Annotated in this window: 19 protein-coding genes and 1 pseudogene; 6 read left to right on the plus strand and 14 right to left on the minus strand. The window is 70.5% G+C overall.

Annotation, left to right across the window (positions count from 1 at the left end; all coding sequences use genetic code 11):
- Positions 1–237 precede the first annotated feature (237 nt).
- From ACLQ2T_RS21770 to ACLQ2T_RS21780, 3 genes are all read left to right on the plus strand, one after another.
- Positions 238–1,242, plus strand: a complete 1,005-nt coding sequence (locus ACLQ2T_RS21770) for a glycosyltransferase family 2 protein (protein WP_425768196.1) — start codon at positions 238–240, stop codon at positions 1,240–1,242.
- The gene (locus ACLQ2T_RS21775; RefSeq protein WP_425768197.1) at positions 1,239–1,955 is read left to right on the plus strand and encodes a polysaccharide deacetylase family protein; all 717 of its coding nucleotides are present in this window, start codon (positions 1,239–1,241) and stop codon (positions 1,953–1,955) included. The genes ACLQ2T_RS21770 and ACLQ2T_RS21775 overlap by 4 nt, the downstream gene beginning before the upstream one ends.
- A gap of 182 nt (positions 1,956–2,137) precedes the next feature.
- Positions 2,138–2,944 carry an AfsR/SARP family transcriptional regulator gene (locus ACLQ2T_RS21780; RefSeq protein WP_425768198.1) on the plus strand — a complete coding sequence of 269 codons (807 nt, stop codon included), beginning with the start codon at positions 2,138–2,140 and terminating at the stop codon, positions 2,942–2,944.
- A gap of 57 nt (positions 2,945–3,001) precedes the next feature.
- Here ACLQ2T_RS21780 and ACLQ2T_RS21785 read toward each other — a convergent pair whose 3' ends face one another.
- From ACLQ2T_RS21785 to ACLQ2T_RS21800, 4 genes are read right to left on the minus strand one after another with little or no spacing between them, the layout of a single operon-like run.
- Positions 3,002–3,631, minus strand: coding sequence for a class I SAM-dependent methyltransferase (locus tag ACLQ2T_RS21785; RefSeq protein WP_425768199.1), 630 nt, complete (start codon positions 3,629–3,631; stop codon positions 3,002–3,004).
- Positions 3,628–4,674 carry a lysylphosphatidylglycerol synthase domain-containing protein gene (locus ACLQ2T_RS21790; protein ID WP_425768200.1) on the minus strand — a complete coding sequence of 349 codons (1,047 nt, stop codon included), beginning with the start codon at positions 4,672–4,674 and terminating at the stop codon, positions 3,628–3,630. The genes ACLQ2T_RS21785 and ACLQ2T_RS21790 overlap by 4 nt, the downstream gene beginning before the upstream one ends.
- On the minus strand, positions 4,671–5,714 hold the full coding sequence (locus ACLQ2T_RS21795; RefSeq protein WP_425768201.1) for a glycosyltransferase family 2 protein: 1,044 nt from the start codon (positions 5,712–5,714) through the stop codon (positions 4,671–4,673). Before ACLQ2T_RS21795 ends, ACLQ2T_RS21790 begins: the two co-directional genes overlap by 4 nt.
- Complete coding sequence (locus ACLQ2T_RS21800; RefSeq protein WP_425768202.1) at positions 5,711–6,949, minus strand: glycosyltransferase 87 family protein; 1,239 nt, start codon at positions 6,947–6,949, stop codon at positions 5,711–5,713. The genes ACLQ2T_RS21795 and ACLQ2T_RS21800 overlap by 4 nt, the downstream gene beginning before the upstream one ends.
- 344 nt (positions 6,950–7,293) lie before the next feature.
- Here ACLQ2T_RS21800 and ACLQ2T_RS21805 point away from each other — a divergent pair, with 344 nt between their 5' ends.
- Positions 7,294–8,346, plus strand: a complete 1,053-nt coding sequence (locus ACLQ2T_RS21805) for a trypsin-like serine peptidase (RefSeq protein ID WP_425768203.1) — start codon at positions 7,294–7,296, stop codon at positions 8,344–8,346.
- A 92-nt stretch (positions 8,347–8,438) separates the two neighbouring features.
- On the opposite strand, the gene ACLQ2T_RS21810 is transcribed toward ACLQ2T_RS21805, so the two are convergent.
- A complete protein-coding gene (locus ACLQ2T_RS21810; RefSeq protein ID WP_425768204.1) occupies positions 8,439–9,023 on the minus strand; it encodes a hypothetical protein in 585 nt (194 codons plus the stop codon).
- Positions 9,024–9,340: 317 nt separating this feature from the next.
- Here ACLQ2T_RS21810 and ACLQ2T_RS21815 point away from each other — a divergent pair, with 317 nt between their 5' ends.
- Positions 9,341–10,885 (plus strand): NAD(P)-binding domain-containing protein, encoded by a 1,545-nt coding sequence (locus ACLQ2T_RS21815; protein WP_425768205.1) that lies wholly within the window; start codon positions 9,341–9,343, stop codon positions 10,883–10,885.
- On the opposite strand, the gene ACLQ2T_RS21820 is transcribed toward ACLQ2T_RS21815, so the two are convergent.
- The 8 genes and pseudogenes from ACLQ2T_RS21820 to eda form a co-directional block, all read right to left on the minus strand.
- Entirely contained in the window at positions 10,869–11,468 is a 600-nt protein-coding gene (locus ACLQ2T_RS21820; protein ID WP_425768239.1) for a nitroreductase family protein, read from the minus strand. The genes ACLQ2T_RS21815 and ACLQ2T_RS21820 overlap by 17 nt on opposite strands.
- A 164-nt stretch (positions 11,469–11,632) precedes the next feature.
- Positions 11,633–12,784, minus strand: coding sequence for a carboxylate-amine ligase (locus ACLQ2T_RS21825; RefSeq protein ID WP_425768206.1), 1,152 nt, complete (start codon positions 12,782–12,784; stop codon positions 11,633–11,635).
- A gap of 47 nt (positions 12,785–12,831) precedes the next feature.
- Positions 12,832–13,995, minus strand: a complete 1,164-nt coding sequence (locus ACLQ2T_RS21830) for a M20 family metallopeptidase (RefSeq protein ID WP_425768207.1) — start codon at positions 13,993–13,995, stop codon at positions 12,832–12,834.
- A gap of 96 nt (positions 13,996–14,091) precedes the next feature.
- Complete coding sequence (locus ACLQ2T_RS21835; RefSeq protein WP_425768208.1) at positions 14,092–14,649, minus strand: carboxymuconolactone decarboxylase family protein; 558 nt, start codon at positions 14,647–14,649, stop codon at positions 14,092–14,094.
- Between the two features lie 203 nt (positions 14,650–14,852).
- Positions 14,853–15,011: pseudogene (locus ACLQ2T_RS21840) on the minus strand (SRPBCC family protein); the annotation flags it as partial.
- Positions 15,008–15,346 (minus strand): ArsR/SmtB family transcription factor, encoded by a 339-nt coding sequence (locus ACLQ2T_RS21845; RefSeq protein ID WP_425768209.1) that lies wholly within the window; start codon positions 15,344–15,346, stop codon positions 15,008–15,010. The gene ACLQ2T_RS21845 and the pseudogene ACLQ2T_RS21840, both read right to left, overlap by 4 nt.
- 138 nt (positions 15,347–15,484) lie before the next feature.
- The gene (locus ACLQ2T_RS21850) at positions 15,485–16,585 is read right to left on the minus strand and encodes a sugar kinase (protein WP_425768210.1); all 1,101 of its coding nucleotides are present in this window, start codon (positions 16,583–16,585) and stop codon (positions 15,485–15,487) included.
- Positions 16,586–16,591: 6 nt separating this feature from the next.
- Positions 16,592–17,248, minus strand: a complete 657-nt coding sequence (gene eda / locus ACLQ2T_RS21855) for a bifunctional 4-hydroxy-2-oxoglutarate aldolase/2-dehydro-3-deoxy-phosphogluconate aldolase (RefSeq protein WP_425768211.1) — start codon at positions 17,246–17,248, stop codon at positions 16,592–16,594.
- A 54-nt stretch (positions 17,249–17,302) separates the two neighbouring features.
- Here eda and ACLQ2T_RS21860 point away from each other — a divergent pair, with 54 nt between their 5' ends.
- Positions 17,303–18,079 carry an IclR family transcriptional regulator gene (locus tag ACLQ2T_RS21860; RefSeq protein ID WP_425768212.1) on the plus strand — a complete coding sequence of 259 codons (777 nt, stop codon included), beginning with the start codon at positions 17,303–17,305 and terminating at the stop codon, positions 18,077–18,079.
- Here the strand turns inward: ACLQ2T_RS21860 and ACLQ2T_RS21865 are convergent.
- Complete coding sequence (locus ACLQ2T_RS21865; RefSeq protein WP_425768240.1) at positions 18,072–18,752, minus strand: hypothetical protein; 681 nt, start codon at positions 18,750–18,752, stop codon at positions 18,072–18,074. The genes ACLQ2T_RS21860 and ACLQ2T_RS21865 overlap by 8 nt on opposite strands.
- Positions 18,753–18,767 lie beyond the last annotated feature (15 nt).

Consider the following 18,767-nt stretch of genomic DNA (forward strand, 5'->3'; position numbering starts at 1 on the left):
GATCGTGCACCTCACGAACGGTGAGCCGCTCGCATTCCTCGATACTGACGAGATTGGGCATGGTGCGACGCTAACTATTGCCCCGCGATCTTTCCTGGACCCTCGCTGGATGCAACCTTGACTACGCAAGGCAACCCTTGCGTGGTCGGTTGCCGCTCGATAACTTGGGTCAGGGCCTGATCCAATTACCGACGATCAATTCTCGCGCATTATCCAAACCCCATTGAGGTGTTCGTCATGCCGCCGACGGTGTCGGTCGTCGTTCCGACCCACAACAGCTCGAAGACCCTGGCTGCGTGCCTTGCCGCGATCCATCGGCAGCGACACCCGGTGACCGAGGTGATCGTCGTCGACGACGCCAGCACCGACGACACCCGGGAGATCGCGCGGCGGTTCCCCTGCCGACTGTTGGTCACCGACCGCAACGCGGGACCGGCTGCCGCCCGTAACCGTGGCATCCAGGCCAGCTCCGGTGACCTGATCTTCTTTCTGGACTCCGACTGCGCACCGGAACCGGACGCCCTGGGCAACGCCCTGGCCATCCTCCGCGATCAGCCGGACGTGGCCTGCGTACACGGCATCTACTCGCTCGAACCCCTGATCGACGACGGGCCGGTCGAGGCGTACCGGCTGCTGCACGGGCACTACTGGCGGCTGCGTAACGTCGGCCGGGTCCGCACCACCCTCTTCGCGATCTGTCTCATCAGGCGGGAGGTGTTCGACTCGGTCGGTCTGTTCGACGAGAAGCTGCGCGCCTCCGAGGACGTGGAGATCGGCGATCGGATGGGTGACCGGTACGGCATCGTCCTGACCGACACGATGGTCTGCCGCCACGACGACGACAGTCGGCTCGGGGCACTGCTGCGCAAACAGTTCCACCGTTCGCAGATGCTGATCCCGGTCGCCCGGGCCGAACGCGGGCCGGCCGGCATCCGCGCCAACACCCGGGCCGGTCTGCTGACCGCGACCCTGGTGCCGGCGACCCTGCCGACCGCGCTGCTGACCGGCGGCTGGCCGGTGCTCTCCCTGCTGTTCTTCGTATTGTTCACCGTCGCTGAACCAGCTCTGCTGCGCTTCGTACTGCGCCAACGTGGGCCCGCCTTCACCGCCTTCTTCTTCGGGGTGCATCTGCTGGTCCAACTGGCCGTCGTCAGTGGAGCGCTGGTGGGCGGGCTACGTCACCTGGTCGATCGTGACTTCGGACCGACCCGGGCCGGCCTCGCGGCGAAGACCTCCCGATGAGTACCCGTAGAGGGCCCTTCACCCGGTTCTGCGCCCACCTGCACGCCCAGGCGTTGCACTATCTGCTCTTCGCCTACCGCGGTCAGCAGGCGTTGCGCCGTCGCCCCACCACCGGTGGCCGGCACTGGCCGGCGTTCGGTCTGGCCGGAGAGGAGATCGCTCTAACCATCGACGACGGTCCGCATCCTGAGTGGACCGCACCCCTGCTGGACCTGCTGCACCGGCACGGGATACGGGCCACCTTCTTCCTCATCGGTGACCGGGTGCGGGAACGTCCCGACCTGGCCCGCCTGGTGCATGAGGCCGGTCATCTGATCGGCAACCACTCGATGTCCCACCCGCAGCCCTTCGCCGCCCTCACCCGGCAGGAGCTTCGGGCCCAGATCGTGCACACCCAACGCGAGATCGAGGACGCCGTCGGGGTCACCCCCGCGCTGTTTCGGGCGCCGGGCGGGAACTGGTCGCCGAGGGTCCTGCGGACCACGGCCGCCCTCGGCCTCACCCCGGTCGACTGGACGGTGAACCCCAGTGACTGGCGCACTCCGGGGGTCGCCCGGATCGCCCGGTCGCTGTCGCGTACCAGACCTGGGCAGATCATGCTCTGCCACGACGGCGGTGGCGACCGGTCGCAGACCGTCGCGGCCCTGGCCGAGGTGCTGCCGCGCCTGGCCGACCGGGGGCTCCGCTTCGTCACCGTCCCGGACCAGCGGTAGCTGCCGTGGACCTTGCCATGGCCTGCCCGTGCATGGGGTCGGACAGCCACACGTCAACCCGTCGGTTCACTGGTCAGACCGGGCCGCCCCCAGCGTCGTGGGCGTCCGCTGCCAGGACGGAGCCGCCGAAGATCGCCGAGCCGGGTCGTGACGCCCCGGTCCGGCGGGGTGGGGAGACACCGATGTCGCAAGATGAACTTTCCATACAGCTCCTGGGACCGGTGCGGGCCTGTCGGGGCGACACCCAGCTGTATCTGGGCACGCCCCGGCAACGGGAAGTCCTGGCGGTGTTGGCGTTACGCAGCGGCACGGTGATGTCGGTCGCTCAGATCGTCGAGGCGATCTGGGTCGGCCGGCGGCCCGACTCGGTCGAGAACATGGTGCACACCTACATCGGCCGGCTGCGCCGCGCCCTGGAACCCCCCGGCAACCGGCCCTCCCTGGCCCGGGTGCTGCGCTCCACCCGGCCGGGCTACACCCTGGACATCCCGGCCGACGCGGTGGACATCGTCCGCTTCGAGCAGGATGTCCGCAGCGCCCGCGCCGCCCGCTCCCAGCAGGATCTGCCCCGGACCCTCTACCTGTTCCAGCGGGCCCTCGACCGGTGGTCCGGGCGGGCCCTGCACGAGGCCACCGGCCCGCTGGCCGAGGCCGAGCGGATCCGGCTGGCCGAGCTTCGCCAGGATGTGCTGGAGGAGATGACCGGCGTCCGGCTGCTGCTGGGTGACATCGAGAACGTCGTCGCCGAACTGCGCTGGATGCTGGCCGAGCATCCGATGCGGGAACGGCTGTGGGAACTGCTGCTGGTCGCACTCGGGCAGACCTCCCGGAGGGCGGAGGCTCTCACCGCCTTCCAGGACGCCCGCACCACCCTCGCCGACCGGCTAGGGGTGGAACCCGGCCACCGGCTCCAGGACCTGCATCGCCGACTGCTGCGCAGCGAGCCGGTCACGGTCTTCCCGTGGTGGGAGCGGCGAGTGCGGGTCTGACCGCCCGGGTGGCCCGGGGCGGACCACCCGGCAACGGTCAGGATTCGATCCCGGTGGTCAGGATTCGACCGTGGCGGGGGTCAGCACGAAGAAGGCGTCGGGGGAGTCCTCGCCGGACCCCGGGGCCTGCCAGGTGGCCACGTCGAGCCCGCAGTCCTGGATCACCTGCACGAACTGTCGGGACCGCTGCACGTCGTAGATCTGCACGAGGATCCTGCCGCGCGGGGTGAGCAGCCCCGGCAACCGGCCCAGCAGTTCGGCCGCCTCGTCCACGGACAGGTAGTAGATCACCTCGCGCAGCAGGATGGCGTCGTACCGGTCCGGTGGGACGTACCCCCGGATGTCGGCCACCGCGTAGGAGGCGTCCGCGCGGTTGAGCCCCCGGGCCGTCCGGATCGCCCGCCGACTGATGTCCACCCCGTGGTAGTGCCGGTAGCGGCCGGGGGGCAGGGCCAGGTTGGCGCTGGTGCCGCAGCCCAGGTCGAGAATCGTCGGGTGCGGTGCCCATTCCTCGATCAGGGACAGTGGCACACTGCCACCCCCGGCCTCGTCCAGGTAGCCCCAGAAACCCAGGGCGTACTGGGCGTCCCAGAGTGCCGCGTTCAACCGCGGGCTGCGCCGTACCAGCGCCCGGACCGGTGCACCGACCCGCCCCGCGATCATCCTCAGCTTCGACACCTTCGTCACCGACCCCTCTCCGCCGGGCTCATGCCGGACAGTTGCGTGTGCACCGGGCCGCCGACCGGCCCCTCGACGGAACTCTGCTGCGGTCCGGCCTCGGCGGGCCGGGCGAGTCGCAACCGACGCCGATGCAGGTACTGCGCCAGCGCCAGTCCGCCCCCGCCGACGGCGACCTCACTGAGCGCGCAGACCAGCCGACTGATCAGCACTACCGGAGTGGCCACGGTCACCGGCAGTACGGTGGCCAGCCCGAGCATCAGCACCGCCTCCCGTACGCCCAGCCCGTCCGGAGCCACGACCACCGCCAGACCGGCCACCGTGGCGGCGGCGAAACCCGCCACACAGATCAGGTACGACCGCACCGGTGGGGCGCCGGCGGCCACCGCCAGCAGCCACAGGTGATGCCCGGAGATGAACCAGGACAGGGTCTGCGCGGCGACGGCGCGACGCAGGCCGGAGGCGGAGGCGGCGCCCTGCGGAGGCGGCCGACGCAGCAACCGGGCGGCCAGCCCGATCCCTCGGTTCAGCAGATCCGGGCGGACCACGAGGGCGACGAGGGGGACCGTGGCGAGCACCAGCCACCAGGTGGCGCCGGACAGCACCGCCGGCCCGGCCGCCAGGGCGACCGTCATTCCGGTCATCGCCACCACCGCCCAGCTGAGCAGGAACACCCCGGCCAGCCGGATCGGCCCCACCTCGATCTCCTTGCCCATCCGCAGCAGGACCGGCAGGGCGACGAAGCGGCCTGGTACGAACTTGGTCAGGAAACCCACGAAGAACAGCCGGTACGCCGTCCACCGGTCCACCGGAGCCCCGAGGTCTACGAAGATCGCCCGCCACGAGACGATCCCCAGCAGCAGGCCGACGGCGTTGATCAGCAGGGCCCCGGTCACGGCTACCGCCACCCGCCACGGGTCCAGTTGACCGGCCAGGGCCGCCACCGGAGTCCAGTCCTGGGAGCGGACGAACAGCACCAGACCGATGCTCAGGGCCACCACGAAGGCGACCGTGAACGCCCGGTTGACCAGCTGCCACCAGCGGCCCTTCATCGGCGCGACTCCACAGTGGTCGGTCGGGCGCCCAGCGCACGGATCCGCCGCAACAGGGCCCCGGACACCCCGATCCCCATGCCGAGGAACTCCGTGAGGTGGGTCAGCCAGCGCAGACCGGCGGCGTAGAGCAGGAACCTGGGGCCGCGGTGCCGCAGGGCGAAGGCCAGCAGGTGCCGGTCCGCCACCACGGCGGCGCCGATCAGGGTCACCGGCAGCGCGGCCCACCAGGGTGACAGCAGGATCAGCGGGACACTGGCCACCGTCAGGCCGCTGGAGACCATGCCGACCACCGAGCCGAGGTCGACCTGGTGTGGCGCCCGGTCGGCCGGTGCCTCGCCCGAGGTGGCGGTCGGACGGTCCCAGCGGGTGGCGACGACCGCCCCGGCGTAGGTCACCGCGCGGCGGAACAACTCCGACAGGTACGGCCGCAGCCGATCCACATCGTCGTGCCGGCCGACGATCTCGTCGCTGACCCGGATGGTGTACCGCTGCGGCAGCCGGGTGCCGAACTCCACGTCCTCGGCGTCGCGCAGCCGCTCGTCGAAGCCCCCGACCAGGTCGAAGACCTCCTTGGGTACGGCGGTGAGCGCGAACATGGTGGTGCTGGTCAGCCCGGTGGCCCGCCGCCGCCAGAAGTGCTCGAACAAGGTCTTGTACGCCTCGACCGGGCCGTCGTCGTAGAGCGGATGCAGATCGTAGATGCCCTGCACGACACCGCAGTCCGGGTACGCCTTGAGGGTGCGTACGGCCGCGGCCAGGGCCCCGGGTGCCAGGGCGATGTCCGAGTCGACGAAGAACAGCACCTCACCGCCGGCCCGCCCGGCACCGGCGTTGCGGGCCGCCGAGACTCCCCGGTTGGCGTCGAAGGCCAGCAGGGTGCAGGGGAACTCGGCCGCGATCTGCCGGGACCGGTCGGTGCTCGCGTCGTCGACGACGATCACCTCGGCCGGCGGTGGCGTCTGGGCGTAGACCGCCGACAGACAGTCACGCAGGGTCCGTTCCTTGTTGTAGTTCGGTACCACCACGGACACCCTCACCGGGCCCACCTCTCGAGGTCGTCATGGTCGGCCCGTCCGCCACCGGGGCGCAGCGCCAGCCAGCCCAGCGCCAGCAGACCGACGAGCACGTACAGGTTGGTGTGCAGCAACTCCAGGCCCCGGAAGTGCAGATCGGTGTCGCGCAGCCCGATCAGGGTCCAGGCCGCGCTGGCCACCAGGGCGGCCCAGAGCAGCGCGGCGGCGGCCACCGCGACCCGGTCACCCGCGCGCCGGCCGCGTACCGCCAGCAGCACCAGGGCGGGTACGCACCACACCCAGTGGTGGTGCCAGGCGGCCGGCGAGACGAGCAGACCGGTCGTCGCGCAGGCCAGCACGCCGAGGAACTCGTCGCCGGCCCGGACACACCGCACCGCGACCACCAGCCCGGCCACCCCCACCAGGACCGCCAGCAGCAGCCAGACGACGGTGACCTCGGCGGTGTCACCGAGGCGGGCCAGCGCACCGTGCAGCGACTGGTTCAGCACCGTCCGGGGGTCGGCGGTGACCCGGGCGGTGTCGAAGAGACCGCCGCCCCAGAACCGGATCGAGTCGGCCGGCCGCCAGGCGAAACCGAGCCCGACGGTGGCACCGAAGGCCACCGTCGCCATCCCGGCCGCCCGCCACCGGCGCAGGCAGAGCAGGTACACCACGAAGATCAGCGGAGTCAGCTTGATGCCGGCGGCGATACCCACCCCCCATCCACGCCAGCGGCCGGCCGGGTCACCGGTCAGGTCCAGCAGGACGAGCAGCATCAGGAACAGGCCCACCTGGCCGACCTGGAGGTGACCGGCCACCGGGAAGACCGGCAGCAGCGCGACCGTGCCCAGCAGCACGGCGCCGGGGCCGGTGCCCGTACCGGCGGCTCGTAGCGAGGCGCGTACCACGGCGGCCAGGGCGAGCACCGTGGCCGCCGACCAGATCCCGATCCCGGTCGCGGCGCCGAGGTAGGCCAGGGGTTGCAGTGCCAGCGCGGCGAACGGCGGGTACGTGAAGCCCAGCACGATGCCGTCGGCGCCCTGGTGGGTGGCGTCGTAGAGCCTGCCGTCACCGCTGGCGGCGGCGATCGCGGCCGTCCGGTAGACGGCCAGGTCCCCCCAGAACCGGCCGGTGCTCCGATACGCGACGACTGCTGCGGCGGCCACCGACCCGGCAAGTAGCAGCAGCGGGATGACTGACAGCGCCGTCCGGATCCGGCGGCCGGCCCGAGGAGCCGCCGTCGGCGCGAGGATCGTCACGGCAGCCCCCTTCGAAGGTCAGTTGGCCGACGGTAACAATCGACAGGTCAACGCTTTCTGTAACTGATCTGGATTACTGACGGCAGGCGGGCCGGACGCCGGGGGTCGCCCGGCCTGGTACCGGTCGTGGCGAGAATCGCCTTCCCCGCACAGGTGTGATCCAGCGAATGGCGTTGTCCTCAATTAGCTCGGGTCGCAATTACCGGCTGTGGCGTAAGCCAATCGCGGCACCTGGTCGGTTGCGATTGGGAATGCGGTCTATGTCGGACCCTGAAGGGACCTGACTGAGTCCGCTACAAGTCACTTCCCGTTCATTGTGATCAATGCACGTACGTCAATACGATATGCCTGCTCCCATTGGGGAGTCCGAAGGACAAGGGAGGTCCTCTTTGAAATCCACCCTGCGCTGGACCGCGATCGCGGGAATGTCGATCGCGTTGGTCCTGGGGGGCGCACCGGCCGTCAGTGCAAATCCCACCACCACCGAGAGCAACGGCAACACCAGTACCGTCGCCCGTACCCTCGACGGTCGCGCGATCACCAACGACAAGATCGCCAAGGAGGTCGCGGAGTTCTGGACGCCGGAGCGGATGGCCTCGGCGGTCGACCTGACCTTCGCCCGGCCCGGGGGCGCCGTCGAGTCACCGGCCCGCGCGCCGAAGCCCACCGGGCCGGCGGGCGCGGTGGCGCCCATGGCACCGAGGATCGCCGGCACCGACGACGTCCGGACCATGGTCAACGAGTCGCTGGCCGTCGGGAAGGTCTACTTCACCGTCCCCGGCGGTGGCACCGCCTCCTGTTCGGCCAGCACGGTCGCCAGTGGCAAGCGGCGGCTGGTGGTGACCGCGGGCCACTGCGTGCACGGGGGCGCCGGCGGGCAGTGGTACAGCAACTGGCAGTTCGTCCCGCGGTACCGCGACGGGGCCCGTCCGTTCGGCACCTTCGTGGCGTCCAGCCTGAACACCCGCACCGCGTGGATCAACAGCAGCAGCTACGCCGAGGACATGGGCATCGCCGTCATGAACAACGGCGGTTCCTACGGGCTCAAGGTCGTCGAGACCGTGGGTGGTCACGGCCTGCGCTGGAACTACGGCTACAGCGTCTCGGTGACCGCCCTCGGTTACCCGTCCAACCTCGGCGGCGGCGAAAGCCAGTACTTCTGCCAAGGCACCACCTGGAACGCCGGCGGCCAGCAGATCCGGATGTGGTGCAACATGACCTACGGTTCCAGTGGCGGACCCTGGCTTCAGGAATACAACGACAGCACCGGGTACGGATTTATCAACAGTGTCGTGAGCCACGGTGACAATCCCGGCAACGGCCAATTCGACGGCCCCTACTTCGACGACGACATCAAGAGTCTCTACGACTTTGCCGAAGGAATTTCTCCGGCATAGGAGTCCGTGAAATCATCGGCCCCGGCCAGATGGCCGGGGCCGATGCGGCGTGGATTGACGTACAACTGCCGATGCCTGACGGATGGCGGCGGTCAGAGTCCGGCCGCGGCGTCGTACCGGCGGCGCAGGTCGGCCATCTCCGCGGGAGCCAGGGCCTCCTTCTGCGCCGGCTCGGCGTACTTCGGCGGGAACATCTGCCGCAGTCGGTCGATGAACATGACGTCCTCGGTCGCCTCGACCACCTCGACGCCCGGCGGATCGGTGGACAAGTCCATGATCACCGGACCGGCCAGTTTGACCGCCCAGTCCCAGGTGCGCTTCTGCTCGGCGATCCCGCACAGGTGGAAACCGTAGACCGTCTGCACGTCGGCGAGTCTGGTCGCCTCGGCGGGCTCGAAGCCGTAGACGTTGACCCCGCAGATCACCGCCGGCTTCGTCTGCTCGCCGTCGGCCGCCTGCTGGGGGTAGTGCCCCGCGTGGTTGTGCTGTTCCGGGTCGGCCTGTTCGAGGTAGACCCGCATCTGGGTCATGATCTGCCCACGCAGATCCGTCGGCCTCGCCTCCGAGCCGGCCGTCCGGACCAGAACGACCGCGCCGGTCGACACCGTCAGCAGGATCACCGCGACCCACACGTAACGGTTGCGGTACCACCCCGCGAGACTTGCTCGGGAAACCATGACTGCTTCTCACCTCGTCGCCGGTACTGCCGAATCGGCAGGACGTACCCAGGGATTGATGTGCCCGGTGTCGGGGAGCGGCCCGGCGCTGTGGCGCGCAGCGTCCGTCCACCGGTGCGCTGCCGACCACGCGATGCTCCCGTGCTGGCCGTTCCCAGCGTGGTTGCCCCCACGCTGCGGCGATGTGAGCCATTCCAGCACGCTTTCACCCACTCCGGCAACCGTGCGGGCACTGGCCGATGCCCGCGCGGCATTGACACACGCCGTCGTGCATCTCATGGTCAATAGATTCAGCTCTCCGTCGAAAGGGCCATGGGATGGTCAGCCACGAACACAGGTACGTCATCGTCGGGGCGGGTCCCGCCGGCGTGCAGCTGAGCTACTACCTCCAGCAGCAGGGTGCCGACTACCTGACGCTGGAGAGTGGAGGCTCACCGGGCGGGTTCTTCCGCCGGTTCCCCCGTCACCGCCGGCTGATCTCCCTGAACAAGGTGCACACCGACAGCACCGATCCCGAGATCAGGCTGCGCTGGGACTGGAACTCACTACTCAACGACTCCCCGGACCTGCTGTTCCCGAACTTCAGCAAGGAGTACCTGCCGTCCGCCGACGACCTGGTGCGCTACCTCGCCGAGTTCCAGCGGCACTACCAGCTCAACATCCGATTCGACACCAGGGTCGAACGGATCACCCGGACCGAGGACGGGTTCACCCTGGACACCGACCAGGGGCAGGTGCGGGCGCGCTGCCTGATCGTGGCCACCGGCTGGGGCAAGCCGTTCGTGCCGGCCATCCCCGGCATCGAGCACGCGACCGGGTACGAGGACATGGTCATCGACCCCGAGGAGTACGAGGGCCAGCGGGTCCTCATCATCGGCAAGGGCAACTCCGCCTTCGAGACCGCCTCGGCCATCCTCGGCCGGGCCTCGATGGTGCACCTGGCCAGCCGGCACCCCCTGAAGTTGGCCTGGAACACCAAACACCCCGGCGACGTACGCGGCCAGTACGGCGCGATCCTGGACAGCTACCAGTTCAAGACCCTGCACTCCGTGCTGGACTGCACCATCGACGAGATCCGGCCGGTCGACGGCCGCTTCCAGGTGTCGATCACCTACACCCACGCCGACGGCGAGACCGCGGTGCTCGACTACCACAAGGTGCTGCGGTGCACCGGCTTCCAGATGGACACCGCCCTGTTCGACGAGACCTGCCGCCCGGACATGGTGCGCGAGGGCCGGATGCCCGATCTGCGTCCGGACTGGCAGTCCACGAACGTCGACGGTCTGTACTTCGCCGGCACCATCGCCCAGGCCCGCGACGTCAAGCACGCCTCCTCACCCTTCATCGACGGATTTCGGTACAACCTGCGTACCTTCACCCGACTGCTGCGGGAGCGCTACGAGCAGGTGCCGCTGTCGTACGCGACCACCCCGGCCGACCCCGCCTCGCTGACCAAGCTGATGCTCGACCGGGTCAACTGGAGTTCGGCACTGTGGACCCAGTTCGAGTACCTGTGCGACGTGTTCGTCCGCGACGAGACCACCGGCGACTTCCGGCACTACGAGGACCTGCCGGAGGACTACGCCGTGGAACGCTTCGCCGAGGCCACCCACTTGTACACCCTGGCGCTGCGGTGGGGCCGCGACGACTACGGCGACGTCTTCGCCATCGAGCGTCATCCGACCCCCGACCGGGCCCGGGAGAGCGCCTTCATCCACCCGGTGATCCGGCGCTACCGAGGCGGCGAACTGATCGCCGAGCAGCATCTGCTGGAGGACCTGCTGGCCGAGTGGCGCCGACCGGACCGGCACGTCGAGCCGTTGACCGAGTTCCTCACCGAGCACCTCAACGGCGGATCATGACCTCGTCCAGCGGTTTACGGGCCAACTCCGGGACCAGGGCGTCCGGCGCGGGATAGCCGACCGGCATCACCACGTACGGGCGCTCCTCCCGGGGTCGCTCGCACACCTCGTTGAGGAACCGCATCGGGTTGGGGGTGTGGGTCAGGGTGACCAGACCGGCGTGGTGCAGGGCGGTGATCAGCACACCGACCGCGATGCCGACGGACTCCTTGACGTAGTACGGCTTGGGGCTGTGCGGCCCCTGGTGCACCTCGAACACGACGATGACGGCCGGGGCGGTCTCCAGGAAGGGTTTACGCCAGTCGGTGCCGAGCCCGGAAATCGCACCCAGCCACTCCTGCGAGGCGCGGTGGTCGTAGAACGCGCGTTCCTCGGCCTCGGCCGCCTCGCGCAGTCGACGCTTGCGGGCCGGGTCGGTCAGCACCACGAACCGCCACGGCTGCACGTTGGCACCGCTGGGCGCGGTCGAGGCCGCGCGGATCGCGGCCTCGATCACCCCCTCGGGCAACGGATCGGCAGCGAAGTCGCGCACTGATCGGCGCTGCGCCATCCGATCCGCGAAGGCCTCCGCCTCGCGGACCATGTCCGCCGGTTGGCGACGACTGTGCTGGATCGGAACCCTGGGTAACAGCTTCGTGTGGGTCACCTGTGGCCTCCCTGAACCAGGTGGACCGGCGTCACCGACAGACCGGAAGCGCCGCGCGACGTTCGGTTCATCCAGCATTGCCCAGGGTGTGCGTGTCGTCGTTACCTAAGCGTGCCTTCTTGCTCCGCCGGTACCCCGGGTGCGGTGTGCGCGGCGACCTCGTCGACCACATCGGAAAGTCGTCCGTGTCGCGCCGCGACGGCCCGCTGCCGGGTCGCCCCGTCGCCCTCCGTGCCGAGCCAGGCCAGCCACTGCTGCACCCGCTGCCGGTCGCCGGCCTCCTCCAGGGCCGGTCCGGCCAGCTCGACCAGCCGCTCGGCCAGGGTGGCCGCGGGCAGCAGTCGCCCGGTGGCCACCTCGACACCCTGACCCCCCATCCCGTCGCGGGCCGCCCGCCAGTAGGCCAGCCGCAACAGCTCAGGTGCCGGCTGCGGCCCCTCGTCGCCGGTGTCGACCGCCCGCCCGGCGACGACCACCAGCGCCCGCACCAGGGCGGCCAGGGCCTCGGACTCGGCGGCGGTGACGGGCATGTCGGCCACCCGCACCTCCAGGGTGGGGTGGTTCACCGACAGGCGCAGATCCCAGAAGATCGTGCCGTGGTCGACCAGGGCACCGGCCTCCAGCAGCATGTCGATGTGGTTGTCGTACTGCTGTGCGGAGGTCAGGTACGGCGGGGGCCCGGCCACCGGCCACCGGCCCCAGGTCAGGCTGCGCCAGCTCGCGTAACCGGTGTCCCGCTCGCACCAGTACGGCGAGTTGGCCGTCAGGGCCAGCAGCACCGGCAGGTGTGGCCGCAGGTGGTTGCCGATCAGCACGGCCCGGTCCCGGTCGGGCTCCTCCACGTGCACGTGCACCGCACAGATCGCCAGGTCGTCGTGCAGGCCACGGAAGGTGGCGTTGCCCCGGTCCTGACGGGGACCCTCGGTGATCGGCGGTGGTACGACATCACCGAGCACCGGGGAACCGCTGGCGATCACCCGCAGCCCCACCGACCGGGCGGCGCTCTGCACGGCCCACCGTCCCTCGGTCAGCTGGGCCCCCAGGTCCGCCAGGCGCAGACAGGGATCGGTGCGGGTCTCGATGTGCAGTTTGGTGATCTCGCCGCCCACCCGGGCACCCAGCACCGGCCGGGCGCGATCGATGACGGTGGCCGCCTCCGGGACTACCGCACCCCGCTCGGCATCGACGACGAAAAACTCCTCTTCGACCCCGAACCGGGGAATGGCCGATCCTGGGCCCTGTCCCGTAGTCATGCCACCGCCGACCCCTCACTGTCGGCCGTCTGCCGACGGTGAGCAGGTTACGGGATTTCGCCGACCAGTTGGGGCTTCGCACCCTCCATCGAGGACACTTCCTGCACCAGCCCGGCCAGCAGCGCCGTCCGCTCCGGCATCCGGTCCAGATACACGTACTCCTCGGCGGAGTGTGCGCCGCCCCCGACCGCACCCAGACCGTCCAGGGTGGGTACGCCGAGCGCGGCGGTGAAGTTGCCGTCGGAGGCCCCCGCGGCGTACGCCCCGACGACCTTCGGCAGCTCCAGTGCCTCAGCGGTCGACTGGGCCAGCTCCAGCAGGGACTGGGCGAGTTCGGCCGGCATGGGGTAGCGGTTGATGCCCCCGCGGACGGCCAGGGTCGCCTCGGGCAGGTGCGGCTCAAGCTTGCGGATGGCCTGGTCGACGCGCTCCAGCTCGGCTCGGGTCCAGGCCCGCACGTCCACGGCCAGGCTGGCGATCTCCGGCACGGTGTTCGTCGTCGTTCCGGCGGAGAGCAGGGTGGGGGTGACGGAGGTGCCCGCGCTGTCCGCCGTGCCGAGGGCACCCAGGGCGAGCACTTGGTGGGCCACCTCGACGGTGGCGTTGACGCCACGCTGCGGCTCCACCCCGGCGTGGGCGGCGCGGCCCTGGATGGTCAGGCGGTACACCGAGCCGCCCTTGCGGGCCACCTTCACCTGGCCCTCCGGGGTGGCCGCCTCGCAGACCAGCACCGCGCCGGAACGCCGGGCCTCCCGTTCGATCAACGGCCGGGAGGTGACCGATCCGCTCTCCTCGTCGCAGGTGAGCAGCACCCCGACCGTGGAGGTGTCCTCGACCAGGCGCAGGGCGGTGAACATCTGCACGATGCCGGCCTTCATGTCGCACACCCCGGGGCCGGTCGCCACGTTCCCGCGTACGGTGAAGGGCCTGATCCGGGTCGTGCCGACCGGGAAGACGGTGTCGAAGTGACCGAGGAGCAGCACCCGCTGGTCCACCGCCGGCCACAGCAGGTGCGGCAGACCGTCGAGCACGACCCGCTCGGCCGGGCGGCCGAGCACCTGCTCGCCCCATTCGGCGAGCAGGTCGGCACAGGACTCCAGGTGGGGCAGCGACCCCGGTGCCGACTCGCACCCGACAAGGGTGGCCAGCTGGTCAATCATGTCTGCCTGGAGCTTGTCAGCGGCATCGCGCAGACGACGTGCGTGGTCCATCGATCCCTCCGAACTCGGGTGAGGGGCCTGGCCAGGCGTGCCCCTCGACCCTCGCAGAGGGAACCGGGTGTGGTCACCCTTGTCCGTGCTGCGTGCTCAGTCAGTCGGGATCGCGGCGCCGTAACCGAGCTCGACGATCCGACGCGCCGACTCGGCGTAGGCCTCCCGACCGGCGGGCGCGAAGGTGCCCAGCCCGTCGACGTACCGGTTGAACATGCAGAACGCGGCGGCGATCAGCACGGTGTCGTGGATCTCCATGTCGGTGGCGCCCTCAGCGCGCGCGGCGTCCACCAGTTCGCTGGTGACCTCGCGGCCGCTGACCTGCACCGCACCGGCGATGCGCAGCAGGGCCCGCAGCTTGGCCGAGATCGGGGCGCTGTCCAGGTCCGCGCGCACCTGGTCCACGAGGTCGTATCCCTCGTCGAGCTGCGCGGCGGCGAACGCCGAGTGCGAGGCGCAGCAGAAGTTGCAGTCGTTACGCCCGGACACGTACGCCGCGATCAGTTCCCGCTCGCCGGCCGGGAGGGTGTTGGGGGCACGGAGCAGCACCTCGGCCAGCTCGGTGAGCGGCTTGGCCGTCTCCGGGCGGTAGCGCATCGGGCCGCTGATGCCGGGGAATTCCTTCTCGTCGACTCCGAGATCGATGTGCGCCATGCTCGTCCTGCCTTTCAGCAGTGCGTCGTGGCCCGGGGGCGGCGCCCACCGAGAGGCACTGCCCCTGTCGAGGATGGCTGCCCGTACGGGGCGGCGTGAGCAACGCCGCGCAGCCACGATCACATTCGATATCCGGCCGCGCTTCTTCATTCGTGCGTTGTCCGGGCCTGCGCGCCGCCGGCCGTCCCGACCCCGACCCCGACCCCGACCCGCAGGTCGGTCTCGATCTCCACGATGCCGGGCTGCTCGTCGAGAATGCTGAACCAGATCTTCTGCTGCTCCGGATCGGTGTACGCGTCGAAGACCTCCTCGGGGGAGGCCGGCAGGTGCCGGCTCAGGCGCAGGTCGGGTGTCTCGGTCACTGTTCTGTCCCTTTCCGCAGGGTGAAGTAGGCGTCGAGACCGTCGAGACGACGTTCCCAGAGCCGTTGGTAGAAGCTGATCCACGCCATCGCGTCGTCCAGTCGCTCGGTGCCCAGCCGGCATCGCCGCGCCCGACCGACCTTCTCCGTGACCACCAGGCCGGCCTCCTCCAACACCCGGACGTGCTTCTTCATCCCGGTGAGGGAGATGGCGAACGGCTCGGCCAGCTCGCTGATCGTGGCCGGCGCGGTGCCCAGCCGGACGAGCACCTGACGGCGGGTCGGGTCGGCCAACGCCGAGAAGATCCGATCGAGGCGAGCATCTTGCTGAACCATATGGTTCACCATAGCGATAGTGAACCATGTGGTTCAACGTTTGTCGTGGATTCTGCGGTAGTCGATGACGAGAGAAGTGACCATCGCCCGGCTCCGATCAGCGTCGGAGCCGGGCGATGGCATCAGCGGTGTCGCGGATCAGCGCTGGACCCGGGCGCCCGCTCCGCGCATCAGCGCCTCGACCTCCTTGCGGTTGGCCATCGAGGTGTCGCCGGGGGTGGTCATGGCCAGGGCGCCGTGGGCCGCGCCGTACTCCACCGCGGTGGCCAGGTCGTGCTGCTCCAGCAGGCCGTAGATCAGCCCGGAGGCGAAGCTGTCGCCGCCACCCACCCGGTCCATGATCTCCAGGCCGGGCCGGTGGGTGGCCTCGACGAACCGGCCGCCGCCCCAGGCGATCGCCCCCCAGTCGTTGACCGTGGCGCTGCGTACCGTGCGCAGGGTGGTGGCCACCACCCGGAAGTTGTCGAACTCCTTGGTGACCTCCTCGATCATTCGCTGGAAGTTGGTCACCTCCAGTTCCGACAGGCTGGCGTCGGTGTCGGGCACCTCGAAGCCGAGGGAGGCGGTGAAGTCCTCCTCGTTGCCGATCATGACGTCGACGTACCGGGCGAGTCGCCGGTTGACCTCCTGCGCGCGGGCCTGCCCGCCGACCGCCTTCCAGAGGCTGGGCCGGTAGTTCAGGTCGTACGAGATGATCGTGCCGTGTCGGCGGGCGGCGACCATGGCCGCCTCGATGGTCTCCGGGGTGGTCTCCGACAGGGCGGCGTAGATGCCGCCGGTGTGCAGCCAGCGCACCCCCAGGTCACCGAAGAGGTGGTCCCAGTCGACGTCCTCGGCGCGTAGTTGGCTGGCGGCGGTGTGGCCCCGGTCCGAGGTGCCGACCGCGCCGCGTACCCCGAAGCCCCGCTCGGTGAAGTTCAGGCCGTTACGCACGCTGCGCCCGATGCCGTCGTACGGCATCCAGCGGATGAAGGACGGGTCCACCCCGCCCTGGAGGATCAGGTCCTCCAGCAGTCGCCCCACCTCGTTGTCGGCGAAGGCGGTGACGATCGCGGTGCGCAGCCCGAAGCAGCGGCGCAGGCCCCGGGCGACGTTGTACTCACCGCCGCCCTCCCAGGCCCGGAAGGCGCGGGCGGTGCGCACCCGTCCCTCACCGGGGTCCAGGCGCAGCATCACCTCGCCGAGGGAGACCAGGTCGTAGCGGCAATCCTCGGCGGGGCGCAGGTCGAGAACGGACATGGCGGATCAGGCCTCCCGGGCGGCGGTCACGGCGGCGGCGGTCAGTGCGGTCACGTCGTCCCACCGGCCCTCGGCGAGCAGGCTGGGGGCGACCATCCAGGTCCCGCCCACGGCGAGGACCGGCGGCAGGCTGAGGTAGTCGCGCAGGTTGCCGGTGTTCACCCCGCCGGTCGGGATGAAACGTACGGACCGGAAGGGCGCGGCCAGCGCCTTGATCATGGTGGTGCCGCCGAGCTGCTCGGCGGGGAAGAACTTGACCGTGTCCAGCCCGGCGTCGAGGGCCATCTGGATCTCGGTCGGGGTGGCCGCACCGGGGAAGACCGGCACGCCCACCTGCTGGCAGTGGGCCACCACCCGGGCACTGAAACCGGGGCAGACGATGAACCGGGCGCCCGCCGCGACGGCCTCGTCCACCTGGCCGGGGGTGAGCACGGTGCCCGCGCCGACCAGCAGCTGCGGGTCGGCGGACATGGCCCGGATGGCCTCGGCGGCGGCCTCGGTGCGGAAGGTCACCTCCACGCTGCGCAGGCCACCGGCGGCCAGGGCGGCACCCAGGGGGGCGGCGGCGCGGGCGTCGTCGAGCACGACGACCGGCAGGATCCGGCCCGCGGCGATGGTCTGCGAGACGTCGGCGGGCTGTTCAGAAGGATGAACGGCAGTCACATATGTGACCCTACTGCTGATCCCGTGGATGTCAATCCCGCTACAGTGAGCGCCATGACATCCGCCGAGGGCTTCTCACCGGTCAAGTCGGCCGGGCGCACGCTGGAGGTGCTGGAGACCCTGGCGGCCTCCGGCGGGCGACGTTCCCTCGGCGACCTGGCCCGGGATCTGGGCATCCCGAAGAGCAGCCTGCACGGCATCCTGCGCACGATGGTGCAGCGCGGCTGGGTGGAGACCGACGACACCGGTACCCGCTTCGGGCTGGGCGTACGCGCCCTCCAGGTAGGCGCCGCGTACCTGGACACCGACGACGCGGTCGGACTGCTCGCCGGGGTGCTCGACGAGTTGTCCCGGCAGTTCGGCGAGACCGTGCACCTCGGCCGACTCGACGGGGCACACGTGGTCTACACCGCCAAGCGGGAGTCCTCGCACCCGCTGCGGCTCTACAGCGCCATCGGACGACGCCTGCCGGCCCACGCCACCGCCCTGGGCAAGGTGCTGCTCGCCGAACGCACCCCCGAGACGGTCGAGACGATCATCGGATCCTCCCCGGCGGCGCTGACCCGACACACCATCACCGACCTGGCGGCCCTGCACGCCGACCTGGCGGCCAGCCGGGAACGCGGCTACGCCGTCGACCACGAGGAGAACACCGAGGGCATCGTCTGCTTCGCGGTGGCGGTGCCCCTGCACACCCCTGCGGTGGACGCGATCAGCCTCTCCATCCCGGCGGCCCGCCTCGACGCGCAGGTGCAGCAGCGGGTGGTGGCGGCGCTGGGCCACGCGGTCGACCAGGTCCGCGCCGCGCGCGGCCTGCTCACCGTCAGCTGAGCCGGGAGCGGAGGGCCGACCACCTGCCGTTCCGGCCGCCGGCACCGAGCAGGAGGTAGGCGGCCGTGCCGGCGACGAACAGCACCCCGACGACCAGCCAGGAGAGCGTGGCCGATGAGGGCTGCACCGGCCAGGCCCAGATCGCGGTGACCCGGTCGGTGCCCCGCGGTGCGGCGGCGTAGACGGCGCAGCCGTAGCAGAAGGCCGGCAGCCAGGCCAGGCGGGCACCGAGGAGCACCGCCGCGCCGGCGACCAGACCGGTGTGCCCGAGGGTGTTGCGCACCAGGGCGTACGCGCCGAAGGTGTGCGGGTCGGCCAACCCGGCCAGGCTGAGCACGGCCGCGCTGAGGATGGCGGCGAGCAGCACATGACCCGCCCGCCAGGCCCGCCAGGGCAGTGGGGTGCCGCGTTCCAGGTCCTCGTCGGCACCGGCCAGGCTCGGGCCGAGCAGCATGGCGGCCAGCAGGGGAGCGAGGGCGACCACCGGAATGCGGGCAACCGACCCGCCGAAGTAGGGGCGACTGGCCAGCCAACTCCCCGCAGCCCAGGCCAGCACCGCGAGCACGACCAGACCGACCAGGAAGGCATGCCCGCCGCGAGCGGTCAGATGCAACGCGAACCGACGGCCGGCCGACGTGGCCCCAGGCGCGACAGTGCCACCGCCCTCGGGCACACTGGCGGCCCGTAG

It is taken from the genome of Micromonospora sp. DT229 (genome assembly GCF_049844505.1).
Taxonomy (GTDB): domain Bacteria; phylum Actinomycetota; class Actinomycetes; order Mycobacteriales; family Micromonosporaceae; genus Micromonospora.